Genomic DNA, 25,231 nt, shown 5'->3' with positions numbered 1-25,231 from the left:
GTTATGGCGTAAAGCGGCAGATTTGGATTGGGGATGAGTCAAATTCTTAGAATTCGCCAGTTAGAGGCTTTGATGGCCGTAACGACCAATGGCTCGGTCACGGCAGCGGCGGCCGATCTAGGGGTCAGCCAGCCTGCGGTCAGTCGATTGCTGTCGGACCTCGAAAAATCATTGGGTTTTCAGCTATTTGACCGTCGCGAGGGCCGTTTGGTGCCAACCCAAGAGGTACGGTATCTTCAGCCCAGCGTCGAACGTGTGCTGGAATTGATGGGGCAGATTTCAGATGTCAGCCAGGATATTACGCAACGAAAGGCGGGGCATATCCGTGTTGCCTGTTTGCCCGGGTTTGCCACCAGCCACCTGCCGGGGGTCGTCGCCAGTTTTCTGAAAGACCGACCAGCCGTCACCATGACAATTGAACCAGACAGGCCAGAGCGCATTCTGGAATGGATGATTGGTGAGCAATATGACTTCGGAATCACCGATGGGTTCAACGGTCATCCAGCCGTTGAAAGCAGGGATATAGACGTGCGAACCGTCTGCGTGTTCCCATCACATCATAAGCTGGAAAATCTCTCGGAAGTCACGCCGGCGGACCTTGCAGATCAGAACATTATCCACACCCGGCGCGACAGCGACTTTTTCGGACGTATTTCAAAGGCGTTCCAAGCCGCTAGTGTCGCTCTGAACTCTCATATCGAAGTCAGACAGTTCACTGCGGCTTGTGAGCTGGCGATCAAGGGCGTTGGTGTTTCCATTGTAAGCGAATTGGATGCGATCCAATACAAGGGGAGGGGGTTAAGCTATCGACCATTCAGGCCGGTGTTGACCCATACTCTTTCATTGGTGCGACCAGTGCTAAAGCAGCCGTCCTTGGTTACGCTGGAATTCATCGAGTATTTCAGCGACAGCTTGGAGCCATTCAGGACTGACTCACGAAACCAGTGAAACAGGTTCAGTCTGATCGCAGAGCGCTGCATGACTGAAGGTGGGCTTTCCACGCTAACAGCACTGGTTCGTGAGTTGCAGAACTTGACCCGGTGCAGTATCCCGTCCACGACGCCACCCTTTTAAGCCATTTTGAGACTAAACCGGTAACCAGTCATGCCCGCACCGTCAGACACTGAAGTACGTGGGCAATCGGCCGAAAACCTCACTGTCCTTGAGTCTACGCGCCTGTCCGTTGCACCCATGATGGATTGGACGGATCGACATTGCCGATACTTACATCGACTGCTTAGCAGGCAGACTTTGTTATATACCGAAATGGTGACTGCACCCGCATTGGTTCGCGGTGGGGCGATGCACTTGTTGGACTATAGTCCTCAGGAACATCCGGTCGCCCTGCAATTGGGTGGATCGGACCCGCAGGAACTGGCGCAGGCGGCGCGGCTTGGGGCCGATGCTGGGTATGATGAGATCAACTTGAACTGCGGCTGCCCCTCGGATCGGGTGCAATCTGGCACGTTCGGGGCGGTGTTAATGAAAGATCCTGCCCGGGTTGCGGAATGTGTCGCTGCAATGCGTGAGGTGGTAGGAGTTGACGTCACCGTCAAATGCCGCATCGGCGTGGATGAGCAGACCCCGGACGAGGTTCTGCCCGCATTTCTGGAACAGATCCGCGCTTCAGGTTGCGAGCGGGTGACGATTCATGCCCGCAAGGCGTGGCTGCAAGGCCTCAGCCCGAAAGAGAACCGGGACATTCCGCCTTTGGACTACGATTTGGTGCATCGGATGAAGGCGGCGTTTCCCGATCTGCATATCTCGATCAACGGTGGGATTACGTCCTTGGAACAGGCGCGCTCGCATCTTGAGGCCGGACTGGACGGCGTGATGATCGGCCGCGCGGCGTATCACCAGCCAACCGATATTCTGGCCGCGGCCGATCCTGTGATCTTCGGATGCGGTCAGGCGACGGACCCGATTGAAGTTGTTCAAAAAATGGTGCCCTATGTCGAAGCACACCTTGCCGCGGGCGGCCGTTTGCATCAAATCACCCGTCACATGTTGGGCTTGTTCGCTGGACGTCCCGGAGCGCGGGCGTGGCGCCGGGCCTTATCCGAGGGCGCTGTGCATCAGGGCGCAGGTCCCGAGGTGATGATGCAAGCGTTAGAGCACGTTGCGCCTTTGGCCGAGGTTTGAACGAACTAAAATACGGCCAAGGGCCGGTATGGGGGAAGAATGCCCGAGACGATGTTGCTGGCCCAGATGCTGGGCCTTTTGCTTGTAATCGGGGCGCTGGCAGGTGTGCTGGCCGGATTACTGGGGGTCGGCGGAGGTATCGTGCTGGTGCCGGCGTTCTTCTATGCCTTCCAAACGCTGGGCTACGGTGGCCCGCAATTGATGCAAATGTGTTTGGCGACGTCGCTGGCTACGATCATCGTCACGTCGATCCGCTCGGTTTTGGCGCATAACAAGAAAGGCGCAGTGGATTGGGATATTCTGCGCGGCTGGGGGCTTGGGATCGCGATTGGTGCGATCATCGGTGTTTTGGTGGCATCGGCACTGCGGACCGAGGCTTTGCAAGCCTTATTCGGTGTGTTGGGGATGGTCATCGGTGCCTATCTGGGGCTGGGCAAGTCCGAGTGGCGTCTGGGCGATGCCATGCCCAAAGGTATCCGCCGCGCGGTGCTGTCGCCGCTGGTGGGGTTTCTTTCCGTGCTGATGGGGATCGGGGGTGGCAGTTTTGGCGTGCCGCTCATGAGCCTGTTCAACACGCCTATTCATCGGGCAGTTGCCACGGCTGCAGGGTTTGGTGTGATCATCGCGGTGCCTTCGGTTTTGGGTTTCCTTTTTCTGGAAATCGCGCCGGAACATCGCCCGCCTCTGACTATTGGTGCGGTCAATCTGGTCGCCTTTACGATTGTTGTGGCCATGACCACGATCACTGCGCCATTGGGGGTTAAGCTGGCCCATGCGATGGACCCCAAACCACTAAAGCGTGTTTTTGCTGTGTTCCTGACGCTGGTCGCACTGAACATGTTGCGAAAGGCGTTGGGGCTATGAGTGATTTTGATGAAAAGGGCTGGGTCAAGTTTCCCTACGATCCTTTGCTGGCGGATTGGGTCGGGCATGCATTGCCCGCAGCGCGCAAGTCTGTCACCGACCCGGCACATGCTCAATGGCTCGACTGCGAGGGGACGTGGTTCATCGGTGTTGACGCACTTGACAACGACCCGCAGGGCAGGGTGGGACAGTCAGCACCGCTGTCCGGGCAGGCAATGAGTTTCTTGACCGAGCAGTATGGCACACTTCCATTGCACAAGGGCCAGGTCTCGGTCATCTATCCAGGCTACCCGCGCCCACGGCATGGTGAAAGTGAAGGTGCCGGGCGGTATCGGTTAAAGCGCGATGCGGCTCATGTTGACGGGCTCAGGCCGATGGGGCCAGACCGTCGGCGGCGCGTCGATGAACCCCACGCCTGGATACTGGGCATACCGTTGAATGCCGCCAGCAAAGACGCAGCCCCCATGGTTTTTTGGGAGGGTAGCCATAAAATCCTGCGGTCCGCTTTTCGACGCGCGCTGGACGGACACGCGCGGGGCAGTTTGCATGAAATTGATGTGACCAATATCTACCAAGCCGCGCGGCGTAAGGTGTTCGAAACTTGCCCCCGCATAGAACTGCCCGCGAAACCGGGCGAGTCCTATGTGTTGCACCGCCATTGCCTGCATGGGGTGGCCCCGTGGGGTAGCAATGCCTCGGCTGGGGCAGACGGACGAATGATCGCTTATTTTCGCCCGGAATGCGCCGGGGGAGTGGCCGAATGGATCGAAACCGCCTAACCTTCCGCCATTTTTAAGGTTTGGAGGTGTTCTCGATGATGACTGTTCACACAAGCTCTGACGGCGCGCTGATCGAAGTCGAACTGTCCGGCGAGGTCAGCAGCAACGATTACACCACGGTTCTGGTGCCCGCAATCGAGGCCGCTTTGGCCGAGCATGACACGGTGCGTCTGCTGGCCGTGGTACAGTCGGAATTCAAGGGCTATGATTTTGGTGCAGCCTGGGCAGATACGAAGCTTGGTCTCAGTCATTGGCGTGGGTTCGACCGTATCGCGGTCGCTGCCGATCAAAGCTGGGTGCAGACAAGTGTCCGCCTGGCTGCTCCGATCCTGCCATGCCCCGTTCAGGTTTTTGAACTGTCCGAACTGGAAGCGGCGCGCCGCTGGATGCGCGAGTCACTGGGCGCGATCCACGTGATTGATCTGGGCGGCTCTTGTATCCAGGTCAGCCTGCTGGGAAAACTCGACCCAGAGGAATACGCACGGGCCGAGCTGGATATGGACAACATCTTGCAGGGCAAAGCTGCGTTTCGTTTGTTGGTCGACCTGCGCGAGTTTGACGGTTGGCAGGGGCTGACAGCGCTTGCATCGCATTTTCAACTGGTCCGAAAGCATGTCGGCCTGCTGGATCGCGCGGCCATCGTCGGCGACAAGGCGTGGCAGCGCATGGCACAAAGGGCAGCCAGCCATGTACTTGGAGCGAGAACGCAGTTCTTTGCATCCGAAGACATTGAGAATGCCAAATCTTGGCTAGCCGCAGGATGAGGGCGCGCATGACACTCACGCAAGGTTTACCGATCGGTGAGCTTTCCGATGATTGATCGGTGGGTCGAAAAAGTCTACGTCAATTGCATTCTTCCGATCTACCACTCGGCGGAATACATATCGAAAGCGCCGCTGTGGGCTGCCACTCACTCAGCACAAGTGTTACGAACTTTCCCCTCGAAGTTCAGACAAACCTACAGCGGCGCCGGTCGGGACAACCTGCTATCCGAGATACTGGCTATGACTGCTTCTGGCGCGCCGCGCGACCGCCACGGCGTTTTGCCAGACGAGGCTTGCGCGATGGCAGCTCTTCCATGATTTCTGCGCGTTCGGCGCTGTCCATCTTGGACCAACGCGAGATTTCGTCCAAGGTGCGGTAGCAGCCTGTGCAGATCCGCTCGGCCGGATGTACGACGCACAGTTGGACGCAAGGGCTTTCGACCTCGTTCCTTTTCCAAACCATGTTCGTCATTGACGTACTCCGCCCATTACAGAAAGCGCAGCCGATCCAGCGCTCCTTGCAGAATATAACCGGCAGCGACGTGGTCGATAACCTGTCCGCGACGTTTTCGTGTCGTATCCGCCTCAAGCAGTGCCTTTTCTGCCGCAACCGTGCTTAGCCGTTCGTCCCAGAAACCGATGGAAACTTCGGTGAGGCGCGACAGGTTGCGGGCAAATGCGCGGGTTGACTGACATCTTGGGCCTTCGGTCCCGTCCATGTTTTTTGGCAGGCCCAGAATGACACCGCCGATCTCGCGATCTGCAATGATTTCAAGCAGGCGAGCGGCATCGAGGGTGAACTTCTTGCGCCGTACGGTTTCCAATGGGCTGGCCACGCCGCGCATCCGATCTGAGACGGCAACGCCAATCGTCTTTTCGCCCAAGTCCAACCCGATCAGGGCAGTCATTGGCGGCAGCGCCGCTGCGAACTCTTCGAATTCGTTGTAAATCATTGCGCGATTCCGGCCTGAAATGCGGCGGCGTCAATTATTTTGAGCGCGTCTGCATCGCCCGCAAAAACGTCCATGGCTTCGTTTCTAATTTCGATGGCTCGCTGCCCTTCGCCCAGAACACCCAAGGCTGCGATCAACCGTGCCCAGTCTTGCGGCGGTCCGCCTTCGGTGGCAAGTCGATCCGAAAGCTGGTTGACCATGCCGAGGATCATTTCTTGCCGCTCCTCGGAGCTGAGTTCGGCGGCGGCGTCGATGTCATCCTGACTGGGGCCGGATGCGACAGGAATATCCGGTGCGTTGAAGACGCCTGCGCGGAAGGCCAGTTCGTCAAGCTGCTCGCGGATCGCGTCAGCCCACGGGGCACCGGCGGGCGCGTTACGCAGCGCGTCAACCCAGATCCGATAGCCGATGTCCGGGCGGCCCACTTGCACCATCATTTGCCCAAGGTAATATTGCGCCGGGCCATTGCGGGGATCGCGGCTGAGCGTCTGCCTCAGTACCTCTTCCGCCTCGGGCGAGACATAGCCGCCGGCGGATAGGATCATCATTTCTGCCATGTACGAATAGGCATCTGCCGGTGCCGCTTCGCCCGACAGTTCGATCACGCGTTGCTGGGCTTTATAGGCCGCAGGGAAGTTTCCGGCGTTCGCCTCATGTTGGGCCAGAAGGATGTGGCCCTGCAAATCATCAGGACGTGCAGCAACGGTTTCGCGCAACTGGTTCAGAAGATTTGCATAATTCTCATCCAACTGCGGCAGTTGTGCGTGCGGGGTTGCAGCCTCGGCTTCGGCCTGGCTGGGGCGCTCAGCCCGGAGGGTTTCAGCCCGTTCAACGCGCAGGGTCAGGGGCAGGTCCGGCCGTCCGGCGGCGCCAATCTGCTGATACATCACGATGGCCCCGCCCACCACGACAAGCGCAACTGTGGAAAACGCAACCAGGCTCGCCCAGCGTGGCGGCCCCGTTTCCTGGCTGGCAGTCTGCATCTGGGCATCTGCTGCCAGAATGCGACGAGAGATTTCTGTTCGTACCCGGTCTGCGTCGGCCTCGCTGATGACCCCTCTGGCCAGATCCTTGTCCACGCTTGCCAACTGTTCGCGGTAGACGCGCATGTCATAGGCCGCAGCAGGCTCGCGCGATTTTCGGGCGCGAAGCAAAGAAAAGCCCAATACCGCCGCTATCAGCAGGGCGCTTGAAATTGTTACGACCAGGAACGACATGGCTTCTCCGATATGGCTGCCCTGACTTAGACCTGTAGGCCCGCCGAAAAAAGGGACAAATGGCCGCGAGCCATTCAGATTGCGCAATAATGGGCACCATGTCGCAATAGTTCGATATTGTGGCGTTGTCCGGCACGGGTAAACTGTTCACACGCTGCATATCTGCGCCAATTATCGAACCGGATGGATTCGCTCATGAAACATTACTCAGCCTTTGCTGTGGCGCGGGAGGCTCTGCGCTATCACACCGGATGGGAGCGCGCATGGCGCTCGCCCGAACCTAAGAAGCGGTACGACGTGATAATCGTCGGTGCCGGGGGGCACGGTCTGGCGACCGCTTATTACCTGGGAAAGAACTACGGTATCCAGAACGTCGCTATCATCGAAAAAGGTTGGTTGGGCGGCGGAAACACCGGCCGGAACACGACCATCATCCGGTCGAACTACCTGCAGGATCCCTCAGCAGCGCTGTACGAAAAGGCGCGCGGTTTGTACGAGGACCTGAGCCAGGAATTGAACTACAATATCATGTTCAGCCCGCGCGGCGTGATGATGCTGGCGCAGACTCAGCATGAAATCCGCGGCTATCAGCGTACGGCGCACGCGAATGCCCTGCAAGGCGTCAAGACCGAATGGATCGAACCCGAACGTGTCAAGGAACTGGTGCCGATCATCAATATTGACGGTCCCCGCTATCCGGTTCTGGGGGCGTTGTGGCAGGAACGCGGCGGTACAGCGCGTCACGATGCGGTGGCCTGGGGTTATGCCCGTGCGTGCTCGGCCATGGGGATGGACATCATCCAGAAATGCGAAGTCACCGGTGTTCGGTCAGAAAATGGCCGCGTTGTCGGCGTCGATACCACCAAAGGCGCGATTGACTGCGAAAAGCTGGGCATCGTTGTTGCGGGACATTCCGGCCAGTTGGCCGAGATGGCGGGCTTCCGCCTGCCTTTGGAGTCTGTGGCGCTTCAGGCGCTTGTGTCTGAACCGATCAAGCCCTGCATGGATGTGGTCGTGATGGCCAATACCGTGCACGGCTATATGTCTCAGTCCGACAAGGGCGAGATGGTGATCGGCGGCGGCACTGACGGGTTCAACAATTTCACCCAACGCGGCAGCTTCCACCATATTGAGGAAACCGTGCGGGCACTGGTCGAAACCTTCCCGATGATCTCGCGCCTAAAGATGCTGCGCCAGTGGGGCGGGATCGTGGACATGACCGGCGACCGCTCGCCCATCCTTTCGACGACGCCGCTGGGCAACTGCTTTATCAACTGCGGTTGGGGGACAGGCGGGTTCAAGGCCATTCCGGGCTCGGGCTGGGGGATGGCGCAATTGATGGCGACCGGCCATTCACCTCTGACAGAAGCCTTCACGATGGACCGTTTCAAAGAGGGTCGCTTTATCGACGAAAGCGTAGCCGCAGGGGTGGCGCACTGATGTCGTCGCTCTGCACCTACACCTCGATTTCTTGCTCCTGCTTCGAAAAGGGGACCGCGATATGCTGACACTCAAATGCCCGTTCACCGGTGCCATGCTGGATGAAACCGAACTACATTGCGGTGGCGAAGCGCATCGGAAACGCTTTGGTCCGGGGTCTTCGGACGAGGACTTTGAAACCTACATGTTCGTTCGTGAAAACCGTAAAGGCGTGCATTTCGAACTTTGGCTGCATGCCTATGGTATCGGCAAATGGTTTATTGCTGCGCGCGACACGGAAACGTTGGAAGTCTATGGAACCTACCCGGCACAGACAACGGAACCCCCGCAAGACATCAAGGACGCGATTACCGCCAAGCGCCCCGGCTGGTCCTGGAGAGAGTTTGAATGATCCGCGCCGCCATCCGTAATTCCGCCTGCGAAAGGTCCGCAACATGAGCACCCGTCTCGCAAAACAAGGCCGGCTGATTGACCGGTCGAAAAAGGTCACCTTTACCTTTAACGGCAATTCAATGCAGGGCTATGAGGGCGACACGCTTGCCTCGGCTTTGCTGGCCAATGATCAGATGATGGTGGGCCGGTCGTTTAAATACCACCGTCCGCGCGGCGTGGTCGCCAGCGGCGCAGAAGAGCCGAACGCGCTGGTTGGTCTGGGGCAGGGGAACCGGTTCGAGCCGAACCAGCGCGCCACAACGACCGAACTGTTCAACGGTCTGACGGCAAATTCGCAGAACCACTGGCCGAACCTCGAATATGACATCGGTGCGGTGAACACCGCGCTGGCTCGGTTCTTGCCTGCCGGATTCTATTACAAAACGTTCATCCACCCCAAACCGTTCTGGAAACACGTCTATGAGCCGTTCATTCGTCAATCTGCAGGATTGGGGAAGGCGCCCGACAAGGACAGTCGTGACGCGGACACTTACGAACATTTCTACGCCTTCACCGATGTCCTGGTGATCGGCGGCGGTGTCGCGGGCCTTCAGGCGGCGAAGACCGCGGCCGGATCCGGTGCCAAGGTTCTGCTGATCGAGCAGACCGCGCATTGGGGCGGGCGCGCGCCTGTGGATGGCGGGGAAGTTGATGGTATCCCTGTGGATAAGTTCGTGGAACAATTGGTTTCCGAACTGGAAACAATGGATAACGTGACGATGCGCAATCGCTGCATGGGGGCGGGCGTCTATGATCACGGCTATGTGCTGGGATACGAACGCCTGAGCGATCACGCGCCCGGTACGCAAGGCCCGCGTCACCGCCTGTGGCGCATTCGCACGAAGCAGGTCGTCACCGCGACCGGCGCAATCGAACGTCCGTTGTCTTTTGCGGGCAACGATGTGCCGGGTGTGATGCTGGCCTCGGCCATGCGCGACTATGTTGTGAACTGGGGCGTCACTCCGGGTGAGCGGGTGATTGTCGCAACCAACAATGACGACGCCTACCGCACTGCGATCATCCTGAAACAGGCCGGAGTTGACGTTCTGCGTGTCGTGGATGCGCGTCCGACAGCCGGCCCTTTGGCCGAAGAGGCGCGCGCACTTGGCATCCGGGTCGACCCCGGTAAAGCCATCGCGAAGGTCAAAGGTGGCAAGCGCGTCAAAAAGGTTGCGATTTGCAATCAGGAGGGGATCGGCGGCGCACGCGAAGAGGTTGAGTGCGACGCTGTTGCCATGTCGGGTGGCTGGTCTCCGGTTGTGCATCTGTGGTCGCATTGCGGTGGCAAACTGATCTGGGATGAGGCGCAGGCGCACTTCCGCCCCGATCATTCGCGCCCTCCGCTGGGTGCGAATGGCGAGGGGTTTGTTCTGGCGGCTGGCAGCTCAAATGGACCTCTGGCACTGCCCGAGGTTCTGACCGACGCTGACGCGGCAGGCAAAGCTGCGGCCAAGGCCGCCGGGTTCAAACCAAAAAGTACCAAAGCGCCAAAGGGCGAAAGCACGTCTGAAGCCGCAATGGAGCCGGTCTGGCTGATGCCCGCCAATGCCGAGATCGGCCTGCGCATGAAATCGTGGCTGGACTTCCAGAACGATGTCAAAGTCTCTGACGTCCAACTGGCTGCGCGCGAAGGGTATGAGAGCGTTGAACATACCAAACGCTACACCACTCTGGGCATGGCGACTGATCAGGGTAAGTTGAGCAATATCAATGGACTGGCGATCCTTGCTGATGCGCTGGATGCAGAAATTCCCAAGGTTGGCACCACCACGTTCCGGCCGCCGTATACGCCGATCTCCATGGGCGCGATTGGCGGCGAGGCGCGCGGTGAGGTGTTCCAGCCGATCCGCCGGACTCCGATGCATGACTGGCATGACAAGAACGGCGCGGATTGGGAACCTGTTGGCCACTGGCGCCGGACATATGCTTACGTTCGCCCCGGGGAATCTGTTCATGATGCTGTGAATCGCGAGGTTAAAAATACGCGCGAGAACCTTGGCCTGCTGGATGCGTCGACGCTGGGCAAACTGATTGTCAAAGGCCCGGATGCAGGCAAGTTCCTCGACATGATGTACACCAACATGATGTCCACGCTGAAGGTCGGCAAATGCCGCTATGGCCTGATGTGTTCCGAAAACGGTTTCCTGATTGACGACGGCGTCGTTGCCCGGATCGACGAGGATACGTGGCTATGTCACACAACCACTGGCGGAGCCGAACGTATCCATGCTCATATGGAAGAGTGGCTGCAAACCGAGTGGTGGGACTGGAAAGTCTATGTCGCCAACGTGACAGAACAATATGCGCAGGTGGCTGTTGTCGGCCCCAATGCCCGCAAGGTGTTGGAAAAGCTGGGCGGTATGGATGTCAGCAAGGATGCGTTGCCGTTCATGGAGTGGCGCGATGGTAAGATCGGTGACTTTGACTGCCGCGCGTACCGCATCTCGTTCTCGGGTGAGCTGTCCTTTGAAATTGCCGTTCCCGCGTCGCAGGGGCAGGCGTTCTGGAACGCTTTGATGGACGCAGGAAAAGAGTTCGGCGTGATGCCTTACGGCACCGAGTGTCTGCACATCCTGCGGGCCGAAAAGGGCTTTATCATGATCGGGGACGAGACCGACGGCACAGTAATCCCGCAGGACCTGGGGTTGCACTGGGCGCTGTCCAAAAAGAAAGAGGACTATCTGGGAAAACGCGCCCATTCGCGCGCCCACATGGCCGATCCCGACCGCTGGAAACTGGTAGGTCTTGAGACTGTGGATGGTTCTGTCATCCCCGACGGAGCTTACGCAGTCGGTTCGGGCGTCAACGCCAACGGCCAGCGCAACATGATCGGGCGTGTGACATCGACCTATTATTCGGCCAATCTGGACCGCGGTATCGCCATGGGCCTGATCAAGCACGGCCCGGACCGTATGGGCGAGATTGTCGAGTTCCCGGGCACTGACGGCAAAACCTACAAAGCCAAGATCGTGGACCCGATCTTCTATGACAAAGACGGGGAGAAGCAGAATGTCTGAACCCATCAGCGCACTGAACCACGCCAGCTATGAAGGCATCGCTAGGGTCGAGGAATGCGGCCTGCAGGGAATGATAACCTTACGTGGCGACTTGTCGGACAAGGTATTGGCCAAAGCCGTAAAGGATGCCACTGGCCAAAAAGTGCCCGGGCAGCGTGAGGCTCTGGTCAAAGGCGACACAGGCGTTTGCTGGATGTCACCGGACGAGTTGCTTGTGCTTGTTCCCTACGCCGAAGTGAACGCCAAGGTGGCCGATATCGCGGGCGCGCTGAGTGGAATCCACGCATTGGCGGTGAACGTCTCGGACGCACGGGCGGTATTCCGTGTTTCCGGACCCAATGCGCGCGAAGTGCTGGGTAAACTGGCACCGGTCGATCTGTCGCCCGACATATTCCAGCCCGGTCAAATTCGCCGTTCGCGTTTGGCACAAGTGGCAGGCGCGTTCTGGATGGAGGACGCTGAAACTTTCCACGTCGTCTGTTTCCGGTCGGCTGCGGATTATGTGTTCAAGCTGCTGAAGGTCGCGGCCCAACCGGGCAGTGAGGTTGGGTTTTACTGACCTTTACCTTATTATTGCAAAATGGAACCGCCCGCTAATCCCGGGCGGTTTTTTAGTCAGGGGCAGTCAAATTCAGTCGACCCAGATCAGCCCGCATCTGCGCCTGCGGTCCTGAGAAAATTTTCTTGCATCTATTAGCAGAAGGTGTTCCTTTCAACTCGCGCTTGATGCGAAATAGCGTCAATCCTAAGAATTTGATCTTAAAATGGGAAACTAACTTTTTTGTGGTGTGACCAGTTTCTGGACCAAGCTCAGGGTTTCGCTGGGCAGTGTGATGAGTAGCCTCAACAACCCTTCAAATCCATCTGTTCCTTCAAGTTTTGCACCCGCAATGGGGCGAGTGAGGACCGCAGAGTGAAGGCGGAAAGACGCAAGAAAGAGGTAGATATAGTGAAACTTATTTCTGTTGTGTTGGCTTTTGGTTTGTCCGCGGTCGCCGTTCAAGCGGAAGTTAAAAGCTACGAATGCGATCTCAGAAGTACGCAGGATCGCGGATGGATTCCGCGCAAGGTTCTTTAGAGCATTGATGTAGAAAACAAGCGCGCAAGGGCCTATGATGGGGCAATTCGTGCGTCCAATGAACTGGCAAATATTGCTTCGGCAACTCCGGCAGACGTGGATTTCAAGAAAACGCGAAAAGGGGAATACCGCTTGTCGTGGCGCCTTACGTTGCGTGCGCAGGCGACAGGCGACTACAGGGTTGCTTATACAGCAACACTAAATCCGCAAAGCAACGCCATAATGATGAGGGCCAGTTTCCCGCAGGCCAACGTTGTGATGCGTCCACATGGTCAGGGCGCCTGTAAACCGATCCCTTCTGAAAGCCTATACTAGGTCGTCACACTGCTGACAGGCTTATTGCTGCGCTCAGCCTGTCAGCAAAAATGTCTCAAACCCGGAAAGGGCTGAGCCTTCGGTTAGACACTCAAAGCCTCGACAGGATTTGGCGCTTGATTGGCAAATAGAGTAGAAGGAAAGAACGTCTGCGATTCCCCCCATGCGATCCTGTCGTGTTTCCGGATCAAGCAGACCCGCATGTGTCGAAAGATAAAGCGCAGGACGGTGAGTTTTCAGCCAGGGTACCAGGGTTGGTAGCACCGTAAACTCGGCCCCTTCAATGTCCATCTTGACCAGCGAAACCTTTGACAGATCGTTTGCTGCCTCAAACTGGTCCCAGGCAATGGTCAGTGCATCGGACCCGTGCGCCCCGTCATGTAGCAGTGAACTGGTTGAGTCTCCCGGCTCACCGCGAACCGAGGCCATACGCGCCACCCCAAAGCGATCTGATAAGGCAACTCCAAAGGCCGAGACATTGTGGATGTCGTTCAAGTCCAGGTTCCACGCCAGATGGCGGAACGCCGTAGGGTCGGGCTCAAAGCACCAGACATGGCGTGCGCGCCGGGCACCGTAGAGGACCGTAGGCCCGATCCAGGCGCCGATATCCAGATAGTCGCTATCGGGTTTCAGGTACTGATCCAGCACGGCAAATGTCTCTGGCTCCCATGCACCGGCCGAGGCCTTGCGCCAGAATTTCGAATGATAGGGATCAAGACGAAACGGTTCTCCGTTCAGGTTGCCCGCATAGTATCCGCGGGCGCGGTAGAACATCTTGCGCGCCTGTGTCAGCATCGCGGACCTCCGGGTTTTCTTGTCTCGCCCCTTGACCTAAGGCGGTTGCCAAAGCATTTAACCCTTGCGAACCGCAACTTTTATTTTACAGGGGGCCGAGATGGCTTTTGAACTTCCTGATCTTCCTTATGCACATGACGCGCTGGCAGCCAAGGGCATGTCCGCGGAAACGCTGGAATATCACCATGACCTGCACCACAAGGCCTATGTGGACAACGGCAACAAGCTGATCGCCGGGACCGAATGGGACGGCAAGTCGCTGGAAGAGATCATCGTTGGCACCTACGACAAGTCGGCCGTCGCGCAAAATGGTATCTTCAACAACATCAGCCAACTTTGGAACCACAACCAGTTCTGGGAAATGATGGGCCCCGGCGACAACGCCATGCCGGGTGAGCTGGAAAAAGCCCTGGTTGAAAGCTTTGGCTCGGTTGATGAGTTCAAGTCGCAGTTCAGCGCCGCCGGTGCCGGTCAATTCGGTTCGGGCTGGGCGTGGCTGGTCAAGAACGCGGACGGCTCGCTGGCTGTCACCAAGACCGAGAATGGCGTGAACCCGCTGTGTTTCAACCAGACCGCGCTGCTGGGGTGCGACGTGTGGGAGCACTCTTACTACATTGATTTCCGCAACAAGCGTCCGGCTTACCTGTCGAACTTCCTCGACAATCTGGTGAACTGGGAAAACGTCGCCTCGCGGATGTAAATCCGTCCCCATCGGGGTTTGTTCGGGGCCCGCTGGCGGAAACGCCGGCGGGCTTTTTTGTGCGAAGTTCGTTTCCATAGTTTGAAACAAACGAGAGGGCGCTGACACTTAAGGCAAGCAGCGCAATTGGTTTTTTTATGTTGAGCAGACAACATGCCCTTTGACTGACAGGAATAAACCTGCCGATTAGAGCAGTTTCATTCTGAGACGGGATTGTACGCGGCCCGGCAATGCTTACCTAAGGTTAAGCGGGGGGAGAGTTCCGCTGCACAAAAATTCATTCGGGCAACACGCAACGCATCGGCGTGCGTGGAAAAGTCGAGCCTGATTTGATGCAAAAGCGATGGCCATACAATTCATAAACGGAGGGCGCGATGGTCGCACTTGAACAGGGAACTTGGATTGTCATTTCTGATGGAGAGAAGGCGCTGTTTGTTGAGAACATCACCGATGCCGAAGACCCCAATCTGGTTGTTGTCTCGGTCGAGGAACGGGATGCGCTCGCTGGGCGCGCAGACCGGGCTGGGCAGCGCTTGGATACTGGGCCGCATCAGGATACCGAGATGGAAGAGCCGAACTGGAAAATCCACGCCAAATCCCTCTTTGTGCAAGACGTCGCCAACCTGCTGAACCGAAATGGCCTGAAGGGTGCTTTCAACAAGCTGGTTCTGGTCGCAAGTCCGCACGTGCTGGGCCTGCTGCGCCGACGTCTGCACAGCGACGTGCTGGCCAAAGTCGTGGCCGAGGTCGACAAATCCCTCACCAATCAGCCCTTGCACAAAGTTGAAAACCTGTTGAGAAACCGCCCAGGTCTTGCGGTTTGATCGCGGTCGTGCGGCTGGTGGTCGATCACAATCCGTTTAGGTCAGGTAGCCCCGCAGCGTAGTCATCGCCGATGTCGGATCATCGACCCATGTGATGAACTCGGCCAGCGATCCATCCGCGAAGCCTTGACCGATGACACGTTGTACAAGCTCGTGCAACGCGTCCCAGTATCCATCCACATTCATTACCAGAATCGGTTTGTCGTGAAGGCCAAGCTGCCGCCAAGTCAGTGCCTCGAAAAGTTCGTCCAGTGACCCCGGCCCTCCTGGAAGGACGACAACGGCGTCCGCGTTCATGATCATGACTTTTTTACGTTCATGCATGGTTTCCGTGACCACAAAACGGGTCAGGTCGGTCTTGCCAACCTCGCGTTGCAACAGGTGAACAGGGATAACGCCAAATGTATCGCCCCCGGCGGCCTGCGCAGCGCGGGCAACCTCGCCCATCAGGCCAACGTCCCCCGCTCCGTAAACCAATCGCCAACCTTCTTGCGCCAGCATCGTCCCAAATGTTCTTGCGGCGTTGGCATAGGTGGAATTGGTGCCATTTCGTGACCCGCAATACACACAAACAGACTTCTGAAACATTGTGATCGCTCTCCGGGGTTGCGCCTGAGGTTTTGACCCCTGATAGCGGGATTGATAGATTGGCTCAACCGTCAGGCAGAATGTATTACAGTCAAAGCATTTGCGCTGCGGAGTGAAAGGAAAAAAATGAACGCCGAGTCGGGAAGCGGAAGCTCAGGAACTTTTGTCTGGGGCTTGATCGCCGGTATCGCAGTTGTTGTCGGGGCCGGTGGATTGTATCTGACCGGCATGATCGGTGGCGGCCCGGACGCGCCAGCGCCAGAGACCGAAGTTGCGGCCCGATCCCAAGAGGACAGCACCGAGCCGGTAGCGACCGATCCGGCGGTAGAAGAACCCACAACACCCGTCGAGGAAGAGCAGGCAACCGAAACCCCGCCGGATGACAACACGCAGGACGACGTCGCGCCGCAAGTGACGCTTTTGCTAGATCAGATTTTTGTCGAACCGGATGGCTCTGCGGTTCTTTCCGGCTCTGCCGATCCAGGTGCCGAGGTAAACGTGCTGCTGGATGGTGAGACGGTGCACAGCTTCACGGTCGACGCCAGCGGGCAGTTTGCCGAGTTCGTTTCAATCCCGTTTTCCGATAGTGCGCGTGGCCTGACGCTGGAAACGCGGGGTGAGGAACCTGTACGATCGGATGATTACGTAATCGCAGCCTTACCGCGGCCAGAGCCCGTAGAGGAACCGGTTTCAACCGCTGAAGCAGTCGAGGCTGATACGGCGGAGGTCGCCGAAGTTGCTGAAACGGATCAATCCGCGACTTCCAGCACAGCCGACACCGATAGTCAGTTGGTCGAGGATGAGGCACCACAAGTTGCTGAGGCGCCGACGCCAGAGGCGACGGACCAACAGGTTGCCATCCTGCGCTCGGGTGAGGACGGTGTCGAATTGGTACAGGGACCGACCAGCCTGCCGCAAGCGCCGGATCAGGTGGCGCTGGACACGATCGGCTATTCCGATGCGGGAGAGGTGGAACTGACCGGGCGGGTGCCGGATGGCTCGGTGGTGCGTCTTTACCTCAACAACCGGCTTGTGGATGATCAATCCCCGGCGAATGATGGCAAATGGCGCAGTGAACTGGAAGGCGTAGAACCCGGCGTCTATACCCTGCGGGTAGATGAGGTTGGCGCAGATGGCACCGTGGTCAGCCGACTGGAAACCCCGTTCAAGCGGGAATCGCCGGAAATCCTGCGCGCCGCTGAGGCGACGGACGAGCCCGCGATTGATCCGAATGACGCGCCAATCCGGTCGGTCACTGTGCAAAGGGGCGACACATTGTGGGCCATTTCGCGTGAACGGTTCGGCGACGGTATCCTCTATGTGCGGCTGTTCGAAGCCAACAGGGACTCGATCCGTGATCCGGACCTGATTTATCCCGGCCAGATTTTTACAATACCTGATTAATCCTGCGCCCTTGGCCCTTGGATGGGCCTGGGCTATCTCTGATCGCAGATCAGAACCGTGATGAGACGATAGCCCCGATGTATTCAAATGACCTTCAAGAAGTTGACGAGCGCCAGTCCGGATGGCGCACGATTCGTAAGGTCGCGCCATATCTTTGGCCCGAGGATGAGCCTTGGGTAAAACGTCGGGTCGGCATTGCCATGGCGATGCTGATTCTGGCTAAGCTCATCGCCGTTTACACACCGATCCTGTACAAGGGTGCGGTTGACGGGCTGGCAGGCGAAGGTGTTCCACCGCTGGCTTTGGGTGCCGTGGGCCTGACGGTGGCTTATGGGGTTGCGCGAATGATGACTGTTGGCTTTCAGCAGTTGCGCGATGCTGCGTTTGCCAGGGTGGGTCAGCGGGCCTTACGTGCGCTGGCATTGGAAACGTTTCAGCACATTCACCAGCTATCAATGCGCTACCACGTGACGCGCCGGACCGGAGGACTCAGCCGGATTATCGAGCGTGGCGTCAAGGGCGTCGAGTTCCTCTTGCGGTTCCTGCTGTTCTCTATCGGACCGCTGATCCTTGAGTTGCTGCTGGTTGCGATCATCCTGATGTGGATGTTCGACGTGTGGTATCTGGTTGTCGTGGCTGTCACCATCGCGCTGTATATCTGGTTCACCTTCGCAGTGACCGAGTGGCGGGTAAAACTGCGACGCGAAATGAACGATCAGGATACCGAGGCCAACCAGCGCGCGATCGACAGCCTTTTAAACTTTGAAACTGTCAAGTATTTCAATGCAGAACAGCGCGAAGCTCAACGGTATGATACGTCGATGAAAGCCTATGCAGGGGCAGCGTTGAAAACGGCATACTCGCTGGCTTTCCTGAATTTCGGTCAGTCGTTTCTGATCACCTGTGGATTGATAGGTGTGATGGTGCTTGCGGCTCTGGGGGTGCAAAAGGGAACCCTGACGGTTGGCGATTTCGTCATGGTAAATGCGTACATGATCCAAATCACTGTGCCGCTGAACTTTTTGGGCACGGTGTACCGGGAAATCCGGCAGTCGTTGGTGGATATGGGGCAGATGTTCGACCTGCTTGAGCAACCTGCAGAGGTCACTAACAAGGACGGAGCATCGGATCTTGTTGTCAAAGGCGGTGAAGTGACGTTGGACAACGTTCATTTTGGTTATGATTCTGGTCGGGAAATTTTGAAAGGCATCTCGCTAACCGTGCCTGCGGGGCAGACCGTTGCCATAGTGGGAGCGACAGGCTCGGGCAAATCCACCATTGGACGGTTGCTGTTTCGATTCTATGACGTGACCGGCGGGGCGTTGAAGATTGACGGGCAAGATGTGCGCGACGTGACTATGGACAGCCTGCACGCCGCTATCGGCGTGGTGCCGCAGGATACGGTGCTGTTCAACGACTCGATCCGCTATAACATTGCCTATGGCCGCGACGGGGCCACACAGGACGAAGTTGAGGCCGCCGCAAAAGCCGCCCAAATTCATGACTTCATTATTTCATTGCCCGAGGGCTACGACACCAAAGTTGGGGAACGCGGGTTGAAGCTGTCGGGCGGTGAAAAGCAGCGGGTCGGCATTGCCCGTACCCTGTTGAAGAACCCGCCGATCCTGTTGCTGGATGAGGCAACTTCGGCGTTGGATACGGATACCGAGCAAGACATCAAGGACGCTTTGGCGCGGGCTGGGGAAGGGCGCACGGTGCTGACAATCGCGCATCGTCTCAGCACCATTGCAGAGGCGGACGTAATTGTCGTGCTGGAACAGGGTGAGATCATTGAGCAAGGCACCCATGATGAACTGCTGCAACGCGAAGGTCGCTATTCACAATTGTGGCGCCGCCAGCAATCTGACGCCGAAACCGTTTAATCGAACTGACCCGTTCTGGCCGGGCTAAGGTAATCCGGCGCGTGACACAAAGGAAAATGGCGAACCCGAAGGTTCGCCGTTTGCTTTACTCTGCCGCTTTCAGTGGTGATGTGGGCGGTTGGGCCGGGTCCCACTCGGGTTTTGAGTGCGGGTCGTACTCTGGCGGAGCGTCATCTTCCCATATCACCTCGGTCGTTTGCGCCTGACGCGCCGCCTTGCCAATCGCCATGTCCTGCGCAATCTGGCTGGACCGGCCGGCCGTCGCACGCGCCAGAAGTTTACCCAGCCACACAATATAGGTGGACACCCACACCCGCAGCGCCAGCAACGAGGGCGTCACGATCAGTGTCAGAACCGTCGCGATGCCAAGGCCAAACACAACCGCAGTGGCAAGTTGTTTCCACCATAGGGCGGTGGGGCTGTTGATCGAATACCCACCACCGATGAAATCGAGCGAAAGGCCAAACATCATAGGCGTCAGACCAGCCATCGTGGTCAATGTAGTCAGCAGGACGGGGCGAATACGCGCCTCTGCCGTGCGGATGATCGCCTCAATCCGGGGCATATAGCGGCTGTATTCTTGGTAGGTGTCGATCAGAACAATGTTGTTGTTCACCACGATCCCTGCCAGCGCGACGATGCCCGTGCCCGTCATGATGATCGAAAATGGCTGCTGCATCGCAATCATGCCGATCAGCACCCCAGTGGTCGACAACACGACCGCCAACAGCACCAGAACCGAGTTGTAGAACGAGTTGAACTGCGCCAGCAAGATCACGAACATCAGACCCAACGCGCCCATAAAGGCGTTTACCAAAAAGGCACCGGACTCGGCCTGATCTTCCTGATCACCTGTCCATTCCCAACTGATCGCGTTCGAGAAGGGACCGGTGTTCAGCCACTCAGTCAGGGCCGCGATCCGCTCGTTCGGGTTGATCAGCTCAAGACGTGCAGCGCCTGTTTCGATCGCATCACGCACATCTTCTACGGTCTCTGCTTCAGTCAGTTGAAACAGCTCATACGTCGCGCCATTGGTGCCGATGATGGCTGCGCCGTTGGGCTCTGCGTCGTCTTCAACCGCGCGGATGACGGCCAATTGTTGCTTTTGTCCACCTGGACCGTCAACGACTACCTTGGATAGCGCGGGTTCCACATCCGCTTTCACATCATAATACCGTTGCTGATCGATCCGGTTGATTTCGGCCAGTTTGGCCACCGGCTGGCGGGTAATGAAGTTGGACAGCGGCACCAAGCCGTCAGGCGTGCGAACCTTGAGCGAGTCGAGGGTCGACAACACCCGGTCCTGCTCGGGCAGGCGCACGCGGATTTCAACCTCTTCATCGGTGTTATCGGGGCGCATCTCACCCAGCAGGATGCCACGCGTGACAAGCTGCACCATCGCGCCCACAGTGGCGACATCAGAGCCAAAGCGACCCGCCTTGGCGACGTCCACGTCAATCTGCCAGTCGATGCCGGGCAGGGGTAAGGTGTCTTCGATCTTGATAAGGCCCGGCGTTTCCTCAAACATCGCGCGGGCGGATTGGGCAGCAGCGGTCAGCTCTTCCCACCCGTCACCCTTTATGCGCAGATGCACGGGCTTGGCCGAGGCGGGACCTTGTTCCAGCGGCTGAATCTCGACGATGAAACCCGGCAGCTTTGCAAGCTCGGCGTTTAACTCATCCAGAACGTAATCACCGTCATACTCCGGGTCGATGATCTGACGTTCGAACAGGCCAAAGAACACAGGCTCAGACACATTGGGTCTGTCTTCCCACGGTGTAATCTCGAACTGAACACGTCCTACCGTGTCAGCAGGTGCGGAAAGGCCCCCATCGTTCTGGCTCAAACCACCTTCACCGGCAAAGGCAAACACGTTTGTGACAGCCGGATGGGCGCTGATCACCGCTTCGGCAGCCACGACCAGCGCGTCTTTTTCCTGTAGCGACAGGTTGCCCCGCGCGCGAACGTAGGCTGTCGCTTGCTCTGGCTCGGTTTCAACGAAGAATTCAACACCCCGGTTGTTGGCCATGTAATATGACATCACGCCCATCACGCCGAAGATGACGACCACAATCGAGACGATTGGCATGATCGGGTTGCCCACCAGGAACTTGATCACTCGGCCAAACGGCGTTCGCTCGCGTGCGCTGTGTACGCGTTCTTCGCGCTTGCGTTCGATCCGGGCCGCGCTGAGGGTGACTGATCCGGCAAACCCGCCCGCGATAAACAGAAGGGCACCAAAGATCACACCGCCGGGCGCGTTTTCGGGCAGCAGATAGCCGGGGTTTAACATCTGCATCGCCCCAAGGAAAATCATGTAGAGCGCCGGGGGCACCATAACCGCGCGCACCCACCAAGGAGCAACGGCACGCAGCCATTTGGAGGTACGGTCAAAAACCCGGCTCAGACGACCGGAAACACCGCCCACGACGGGCAAGTAAATCAATGCAACGATCAGCGATGACGACAGAACGAAGATCAGCGTGATCGGCAGCATCTTCATGAACTCGCCCGGAACGCCCGGCCAGAACAGCATGGGCAAGAAGGCGCAGAGCGTGGTGGCAGTCGACGACACGATGGGCCAGAACATCCGTTGGGCGGCTTCGACATAGGCGTGCATCGGGCCAATGCCTTGCTTGATACGTTTATCTGCGTATTCGACCACAACAATGGCCCCGTCAACCAGCATACCCACAGCCAGGATCAGCCCAAACATCACCATGTTCGAAATGCTGACGCCCATAACGGCCAGAAACGCGAAACTCAGAAGGAATGAGGTCGGGATCGCAAAACCCACCAACAGCGCAGCGCGCGTTCCCAACGACGCCAGAACCACGATCATCACCAGCGCAATAGCCGTCAGGACCGAGGCTTCAAGCTGGCGCACCATTGAATCGACGATGCGGCTTTGGTCGTTTGATGTTCCAACGTCCACAGCGGCACGCAGTTCTGCGGGCCACTTTTCCTGCGCAGCGGCCAAGGTTGTTTTCACGTCGGCAACCGTGTCGATCAGGTTGAAACCTTTGCGCTTGACCACCTGCAAAGCCACAGTGGACTCGTTGTCAAAACGCGCCGTACCTTCCCGGTCTTCAAATGTGTAGTTGATCTGCGCAAGCTCACCCATCGTTACAACGCGATCGCCGTTGACCTTTACGGGCAGGCTGTACACATCCTCGGTGGTTTTGAACGAAGAGGGGATCTTGACCGAGAATGTCCCCTGCGCGGTATCGACCTCACCCGCGGCAATCAACTGATTGTTGTTCCGCACAACGTTGATCAACTCATCGGCTGACACGTTGTAGGACTCCAGCCGAAGGGGGTCGATGATGACCTCCAGCAACTCGTCACGATCACCGGCAATACCTGCTTCGAGCACGGAATCCAACGATTCAAGATCATCCTGCAAGTCGTTGGCGATGCGCGTCATTGTGCGTTCAGGTACGGTACCGGTCAGGTTTACGATGACGATGGGAAACTCAGACAGGTTGATCTCGGTCAGTGAGTATTGCTCGGCGCCTTCGGGGAAATCTGCCTGCGCGGTATTCATTGCATCGCGCACGTCTGCCATGATCGCGGTTTTGTCCCAGCCGAAATCAAACTCAAGCGCGATCCCGGCATAACCTTCGGCGGCGGTGGCGGTCATCTCTTTCAAACCGTCCAGATCCGCCAGTTCGGTTTCCATCGGCTTGATCAGAAGGTTTTCAGAATCTTCGGCAGAAATACCGGGAAACTGGACCGACACGAACAGGGCCGGGATTTCGATGTCCGGTTCGCCCTCTTTGGGTAGGCCGACATAGGCAAACCCACCGACGATTAGCGAGATCGCGATGAAGGCAAGAACCATACGGGCCCTGTTGGCGGCCCAAGCGACAAGACCTGTCATTGCGTGTGTTCCCTAAAAGTGGGATTGACCATAACACCCTGTGTCACGAATTCTTGCCCGACAACTATTATATCAGATGTCTCCGGCAGACCGTCCACCCAGACCCCATCGGCCGTGTCCCGCAGCAGCTTGATCGGCATAAATTCGACGATGTTTCCTGCGCCCACGGTGCGAACACCGACCTGCCCTTCGTTGTTCAGGGTCAGCGCAGATTGAGGCAGCAGATGGGCCTTAGTCCCTTCGGCCGAGATGCGGATATCGGCAGTTTGACCGTCGCGGATCGTCAGCTCAGGGTTGGGCACGGTGATCTCGACCTCGAACGTACGTGTCGTTTCATCGGCGGACCGGCTCAGGAACGTCACGCGGCCTGTGACCTGAAGGCCAGTGACCAGTTGCGCCGTTGCCTCGGAACCGACAATGATTTTGTTCACATCAACTTCGGGCACGAACCCAACCAGCTTGATCGGGTCCAGTTGAATAACGGTTGCACAAAGCGATCCGGGCTGCATCAGGCTGCCCAGTTCAGCGGTATCGCTTTCCAGAACCCCCCGGAAAGGCGCTTCGATGGTCAGGCGGTCGATCTCACGTTGCGCGGCCTCGACCTCGGCCGTGGCGGCCTCGATCCCGGCGCGTGTTGCCTCCAGTCCGGCCTCAGCAGTTTTTACACCGGCCTCAGCTGACCTCATGACAGCCTCGCTGGAAATTCGCCGGGTTTCCGAACCAAATCCGGTTTCCGAAAGGCGCTGGGCGGCGGTCAAATTTATCTGTGCCTCGGCCACAAGGGCGTGCGCTTCTTCCAGACGCGCCTCGGCCTCGGGGATGCGGCTTTCAGCTTCTAGCCTGGCAGCCCTGGCTTCGGCCAGGCCGGCAGGGCGGGTGCTTGGGTCCAGTTCGCACAGCAGATCGCCTGCCTCGACAAACGCGCCTTTTCGCTTGGGTTCTGAAATCACGGTTGAGCTCGTTTCAGCCAGCACTTCGACTTGGCGATTGGCCTTCGTCTGGCCGCGCAACGTCAGGGCACTATCAATTTCTCGTGCAACCGAGCGCAGGGCGACCACGCCAATGGCTTGCTGCTCCGAAGTGGGATCAGCAGCAGATTCGCTGGCGTTTGCTGCGTCTGGCGCAGCCTCACCGCGACCTGCAAAGGCAAACAATGCGTCGCGTTCGAAGATCAGCAAAAATAATACTGCAACTACCAAAATCGCATTTATGAATGAAATCAGACGCATACGGGGCCTCGTTTGGAACTATATGCCATTTTTACTGTGGCGCGCATGTTAATAATTGGGGTCAGGCATGCACCTTTTCTACGCTGAACTGAATAGTTTGGTTTGCTTTTTTTCGCAAGGGCGGCATGACGACGCGAAAATGCGCGAATTCCGGGCCTTGGCTTGGCGGGAACGCCGGGGTATGACATGGCGCCATACGAAAAGCACGCAGCCCGAGGAGCAGGCATGAGCGACGTCGACAGTTTCATTGATGAAGTGACCGAAGAGGTCCGGCGCGATCGTTTGTTTCTGTTGCTGCGTCGATGGGGTTGGATCGGAGTTCTGGCCGTTGTTCTGATTGTGGGTGGGGCTGCATTCAACGAGTTCAGAAAAGCGCGCGCGACAAGTCAGGCAGAGCAGCTTGGTGATGAGATTCTCAGCGCTTTGTCGCAGAATGACTCAGTTGAACGCGCCAGCAGCCTTGCAAGTATTGATGCACCCACACCCGGTGGCGTTGCGGTTCTGAACATGTTGTTGTCTTCATCTCAGATCGAAGCAGGGACACGCGAGGAAGCGGTTGAAAGCCTGAACGCGATTTCCGTTCAAGGGGATTTGCCGGAAATCTACCGCGCTATCGCTTCGTTCAAGGCACTGCTTTTGCAAAATGACACATTGCCGGTGGCGGACCGCCGGCAGCAGTTCGAAGCCCTGGCCGCTCCCGGCGCACCGCTGCGATTGTTGGCCGAAGAACAGCTGGCGCTCATCGACATGGCTGAGGGGAATGCTGACGCTGCAATCGACCGCCTGCAGGCAATACGACAGGATGCAGAGGTCGGCGTGGATCTTCAGCAGCGCGCGGCTCAGTTGATTGTTGCCCTTGGCGGCGAACCGGAGCCGCTGGTGGCCCAGCAGGGCTGACGCGGTGGCAAAAAGAATGACAGGCGA

General features: G+C 57.8%; 21 protein-coding genes. 14 read left to right on the top strand and 7 right to left on the bottom strand.

The window, feature by feature from the left end; translation table 11 throughout:
• The first annotated feature begins 33 nt into the window (after positions 1-33).
• The 5 genes from AC2FIT_RS02055 to AC2FIT_RS02035 all read left to right on the top strand — a co-directional run bounded on the left by AC2FIT_RS02055 (position 34) and on the right by AC2FIT_RS02035 (position 4,549).
• Entirely contained in the window at positions 34-948 is a 915-nt protein-coding gene (locus tag AC2FIT_RS02055; RefSeq protein WP_496826150.1) for a LysR substrate-binding domain-containing protein, read from the top strand.
• A gap of 156 nt (positions 949-1,104) precedes the next feature.
• A complete protein-coding gene (gene dusA, locus AC2FIT_RS02050; protein WP_496826148.1) occupies positions 1,105-2,142 on the top strand; it encodes a tRNA dihydrouridine(20/20a) synthase DusA in 1,038 nt (345 codons plus the stop codon).
• Between the two features lie 39 nt (positions 2,143-2,181).
• Positions 2,182-3,006, top strand: a complete 825-nt coding sequence (locus AC2FIT_RS02045; RefSeq protein ID WP_496826146.1) for a sulfite exporter TauE/SafE family protein — start codon at positions 2,182-2,184, stop codon at positions 3,004-3,006.
• Complete coding sequence (locus AC2FIT_RS02040; protein WP_496826144.1) at positions 3,003-3,785, top strand: hypothetical protein; 783 nt, start codon at positions 3,003-3,005, stop codon at positions 3,783-3,785. Before AC2FIT_RS02045 ends, AC2FIT_RS02040 begins: the two co-directional genes overlap by 4 nt.
• A gap of 35 nt (positions 3,786-3,820) precedes the next feature.
• Positions 3,821-4,549 (top strand): SpoIIAA family protein, encoded by a 729-nt coding sequence (locus AC2FIT_RS02035; RefSeq protein ID WP_496826142.1) that lies wholly within the window; start codon positions 3,821-3,823, stop codon positions 4,547-4,549.
• A 238-nt stretch (positions 4,550-4,787) separates the two neighbouring features.
• Here the strand turns inward: AC2FIT_RS02035 and AC2FIT_RS02030 are convergent, their stop codons facing one another.
• The 3 genes from AC2FIT_RS02030 to ccmI are packed head-to-tail and all read right to left on the bottom strand — an operon-like array spanning position 4,788 to position 6,719.
• Positions 4,788-5,021 (bottom strand): DUF1289 domain-containing protein, encoded by a 234-nt coding sequence (locus tag AC2FIT_RS02030; RefSeq protein ID WP_496826140.1) that lies wholly within the window; start codon positions 5,019-5,021, stop codon positions 4,788-4,790.
• Between the two features lie 16 nt (positions 5,022-5,037).
• Positions 5,038-5,502, bottom strand: coding sequence for a Holliday junction resolvase RuvX (ruvX, locus tag AC2FIT_RS02025; protein WP_496826138.1), 465 nt, complete (start codon positions 5,500-5,502; stop codon positions 5,038-5,040).
• The gene (ccmI, locus tag AC2FIT_RS02020) at positions 5,499-6,719 is read right to left on the bottom strand and encodes a c-type cytochrome biogenesis protein CcmI (protein ID WP_496826136.1); all 1,221 of its coding nucleotides are present in this window, start codon (positions 6,717-6,719) and stop codon (positions 5,499-5,501) included. The genes ruvX and ccmI overlap by 4 nt, the downstream gene beginning before the upstream one ends.
• 195 nt (positions 6,720-6,914) lie before the next feature.
• Between ccmI and AC2FIT_RS02015 the strand changes: the two genes are divergently transcribed.
• From AC2FIT_RS02015 to AC2FIT_RS02000, 4 genes are all read left to right on the top strand, one after another.
• Entirely contained in the window at positions 6,915-8,159 is a 1,245-nt protein-coding gene (locus AC2FIT_RS02015; protein ID WP_068332668.1) for a sarcosine oxidase subunit beta family protein, read from the top strand.
• Positions 8,160-8,220: 61 nt separating this feature from the next.
• Positions 8,221-8,550 (top strand): sarcosine oxidase subunit delta, encoded by a 330-nt coding sequence (locus AC2FIT_RS02010; RefSeq protein ID WP_068332111.1) that lies wholly within the window; start codon positions 8,221-8,223, stop codon positions 8,548-8,550.
• Positions 8,551-8,593: 43 nt separating this feature from the next.
• The gene (locus AC2FIT_RS02005; RefSeq protein ID WP_496826133.1) at positions 8,594-11,608 is read left to right on the top strand and encodes a sarcosine oxidase subunit alpha family protein; all 3,015 of its coding nucleotides are present in this window, start codon (positions 8,594-8,596) and stop codon (positions 11,606-11,608) included.
• On the top strand, positions 11,601-12,167 hold the full coding sequence (locus tag AC2FIT_RS02000) for a sarcosine oxidase subunit gamma (protein ID WP_496826131.1): 567 nt from the start codon (positions 11,601-11,603) through the stop codon (positions 12,165-12,167). Before AC2FIT_RS02005 ends, AC2FIT_RS02000 begins: the two co-directional genes overlap by 8 nt.
• An 867-nt stretch (positions 12,168-13,034) precedes the next feature.
• Here the strand turns inward: AC2FIT_RS02000 and AC2FIT_RS01995 are convergent.
• Entirely contained in the window at positions 13,035-13,796 is a 762-nt protein-coding gene (locus tag AC2FIT_RS01995) for an FkbM family methyltransferase (RefSeq protein WP_496826129.1), read from the bottom strand.
• 100 nt (positions 13,797-13,896) lie between these two features.
• Here AC2FIT_RS01995 and AC2FIT_RS01990 point away from each other — a divergent pair, with 100 nt between their 5' ends.
• Together AC2FIT_RS01990 and AC2FIT_RS01985 are read left to right on the top strand one after the other, a co-directional pair.
• Positions 13,897-14,496 (top strand): superoxide dismutase, encoded by a 600-nt coding sequence (locus tag AC2FIT_RS01990; protein ID WP_224889338.1) that lies wholly within the window; start codon positions 13,897-13,899, stop codon positions 14,494-14,496.
• A 374-nt stretch (positions 14,497-14,870) separates the two neighbouring features.
• Positions 14,871-15,320 carry a host attachment family protein gene (locus AC2FIT_RS01985; RefSeq protein ID WP_496826126.1) on the top strand — a complete coding sequence of 150 codons (450 nt, stop codon included), beginning with the start codon at positions 14,871-14,873 and terminating at the stop codon, positions 15,318-15,320.
• A 36-nt stretch (positions 15,321-15,356) separates the two neighbouring features.
• Here AC2FIT_RS01985 and AC2FIT_RS01980 read toward each other — a convergent pair whose 3' ends face one another.
• Positions 15,357-15,908 (bottom strand): LOG family protein, encoded by a 552-nt coding sequence (locus AC2FIT_RS01980; protein ID WP_068332092.1) that lies wholly within the window; start codon positions 15,906-15,908, stop codon positions 15,357-15,359.
• A gap of 126 nt (positions 15,909-16,034) precedes the next feature.
• Between AC2FIT_RS01980 and AC2FIT_RS01975 the strand changes: the two genes are divergently transcribed.
• Together AC2FIT_RS01975 and AC2FIT_RS01970 are read left to right on the top strand one after the other, a co-directional pair.
• Positions 16,035-17,312, top strand: coding sequence for a LysM peptidoglycan-binding domain-containing protein (locus AC2FIT_RS01975; RefSeq protein WP_496826124.1), 1,278 nt, complete (start codon positions 16,035-16,037; stop codon positions 17,310-17,312).
• A 77-nt stretch (positions 17,313-17,389) separates the two neighbouring features.
• Positions 17,390-19,195: an ABCB family ABC transporter ATP-binding protein/permease gene (locus tag AC2FIT_RS01970; RefSeq protein WP_496826499.1), complete on the top strand. Its 1,806-nt coding sequence runs from the start codon at positions 17,390-17,392 to the stop codon at positions 19,193-19,195.
• A gap of 85 nt (positions 19,196-19,280) precedes the next feature.
• Here the strand turns inward: AC2FIT_RS01970 and AC2FIT_RS01965 are convergent, their stop codons facing one another.
• Together AC2FIT_RS01965 and AC2FIT_RS01960 are read right to left on the bottom strand one after the other, a co-directional pair.
• Complete coding sequence (locus AC2FIT_RS01965) at positions 19,281-23,078, bottom strand: efflux RND transporter permease subunit (protein ID WP_496826122.1); 3,798 nt, start codon at positions 23,076-23,078, stop codon at positions 19,281-19,283.
• A complete protein-coding gene (locus tag AC2FIT_RS01960) occupies positions 23,075-24,307 on the bottom strand; it encodes an efflux RND transporter periplasmic adaptor subunit (protein ID WP_496826120.1) in 1,233 nt (410 codons plus the stop codon). Before AC2FIT_RS01960 ends, AC2FIT_RS01965 begins: the two co-directional genes overlap by 4 nt.
• Positions 24,308-24,532: 225 nt before the next feature.
• Here AC2FIT_RS01960 and AC2FIT_RS01955 point away from each other — a divergent pair, with 225 nt between their 5' ends.
• Positions 24,533-25,204, top strand: coding sequence for a hypothetical protein (locus AC2FIT_RS01955; protein ID WP_496826119.1), 672 nt, complete (start codon positions 24,533-24,535; stop codon positions 25,202-25,204).
• Positions 25,205-25,231: the final 27 nt, after the last annotated feature.

This window comes from Ruegeria sp. YTSA135, from assembly GCF_059610165.1.
The sequence above is the reverse complement of the archived record's forward strand: the minus strand, read 5'-3'. Positions and strand labels throughout refer to the sequence as shown.

What these genes read in the sequence shown, in the direction of transcription:
- AC2FIT_RS02055 (WP_496826150.1), top strand. Translation starts at nt 34, where the DNA reads ATGAGTCAAATTCTTAGAATTCGCCAGTTAGAGGCTTTGATGGCCGTA.
- dusA (WP_496826148.1), top strand. Translation starts at nt 1,105, where the DNA reads ATGCCCGCACCGTCAGACACTGAAGTACGTGGGCAATCGGCCGAAAAC.
- AC2FIT_RS02045 (WP_496826146.1), top strand. Translation starts at nt 2,182, where the DNA reads ATGCCCGAGACGATGTTGCTGGCCCAGATGCTGGGCCTTTTGCTTGTA.
- AC2FIT_RS02040 (WP_496826144.1), top strand. Translation starts at nt 3,003, where the DNA reads ATGAGTGATTTTGATGAAAAGGGCTGGGTCAAGTTTCCCTACGATCCT.
- AC2FIT_RS02035 (WP_496826142.1), top strand. Translation starts at nt 3,821, where the DNA reads ATGATGACTGTTCACACAAGCTCTGACGGCGCGCTGATCGAAGTCGAA.
- AC2FIT_RS02030 (WP_496826140.1), bottom strand. Translation starts at nt 5,021, where the DNA reads ATGACGAACATGGTTTGGAAAAGGAACGAGGTCGAAAGCCCTTGCGTC.
- ruvX (WP_496826138.1), bottom strand. Translation starts at nt 5,502, where the DNA reads ATGATTTACAACGAATTCGAAGAGTTCGCAGCGGCGCTGCCGCCAATG.
- ccmI (WP_496826136.1), bottom strand. Translation starts at nt 6,719, where the DNA reads ATGTCGTTCCTGGTCGTAACAATTTCAAGCGCCCTGCTGATAGCGGCG.
- AC2FIT_RS02015 (WP_068332668.1), top strand. Translation starts at nt 6,915, where the DNA reads ATGAAACATTACTCAGCCTTTGCTGTGGCGCGGGAGGCTCTGCGCTAT.
- AC2FIT_RS02010 (WP_068332111.1), top strand. Translation starts at nt 8,221, where the DNA reads ATGCTGACACTCAAATGCCCGTTCACCGGTGCCATGCTGGATGAAACC.
- AC2FIT_RS02005 (WP_496826133.1), top strand. Translation starts at nt 8,594, where the DNA reads ATGAGCACCCGTCTCGCAAAACAAGGCCGGCTGATTGACCGGTCGAAA.
- AC2FIT_RS02000 (WP_496826131.1), top strand. Translation starts at nt 11,601, where the DNA reads ATGTCTGAACCCATCAGCGCACTGAACCACGCCAGCTATGAAGGCATC.
- AC2FIT_RS01995 (WP_496826129.1), bottom strand. Translation starts at nt 13,796, where the DNA reads ATGCTGACACAGGCGCGCAAGATGTTCTACCGCGCCCGCGGATACTAT.
- AC2FIT_RS01990 (WP_224889338.1), top strand. Translation starts at nt 13,897, where the DNA reads ATGGCTTTTGAACTTCCTGATCTTCCTTATGCACATGACGCGCTGGCA.
- AC2FIT_RS01985 (WP_496826126.1), top strand. Translation starts at nt 14,871, where the DNA reads ATGGTCGCACTTGAACAGGGAACTTGGATTGTCATTTCTGATGGAGAG.
- AC2FIT_RS01980 (WP_068332092.1), bottom strand. Translation starts at nt 15,908, where the DNA reads ATGTTTCAGAAGTCTGTTTGTGTGTATTGCGGGTCACGAAATGGCACC.
- AC2FIT_RS01975 (WP_496826124.1), top strand. Translation starts at nt 16,035, where the DNA reads ATGAACGCCGAGTCGGGAAGCGGAAGCTCAGGAACTTTTGTCTGGGGC.
- AC2FIT_RS01970 (WP_496826499.1), top strand. Translation starts at nt 17,390, where the DNA reads ATGTATTCAAATGACCTTCAAGAAGTTGACGAGCGCCAGTCCGGATGG.
- AC2FIT_RS01965 (WP_496826122.1), bottom strand. Translation starts at nt 23,078, where the DNA reads ATGACAGGTCTTGTCGCTTGGGCCGCCAACAGGGCCCGTATGGTTCTT.
- AC2FIT_RS01960 (WP_496826120.1), bottom strand. Translation starts at nt 24,307, where the DNA reads ATGCGTCTGATTTCATTCATAAATGCGATTTTGGTAGTTGCAGTATTA.
- AC2FIT_RS01955 (WP_496826119.1), top strand. Translation starts at nt 24,533, where the DNA reads ATGAGCGACGTCGACAGTTTCATTGATGAAGTGACCGAAGAGGTCCGG.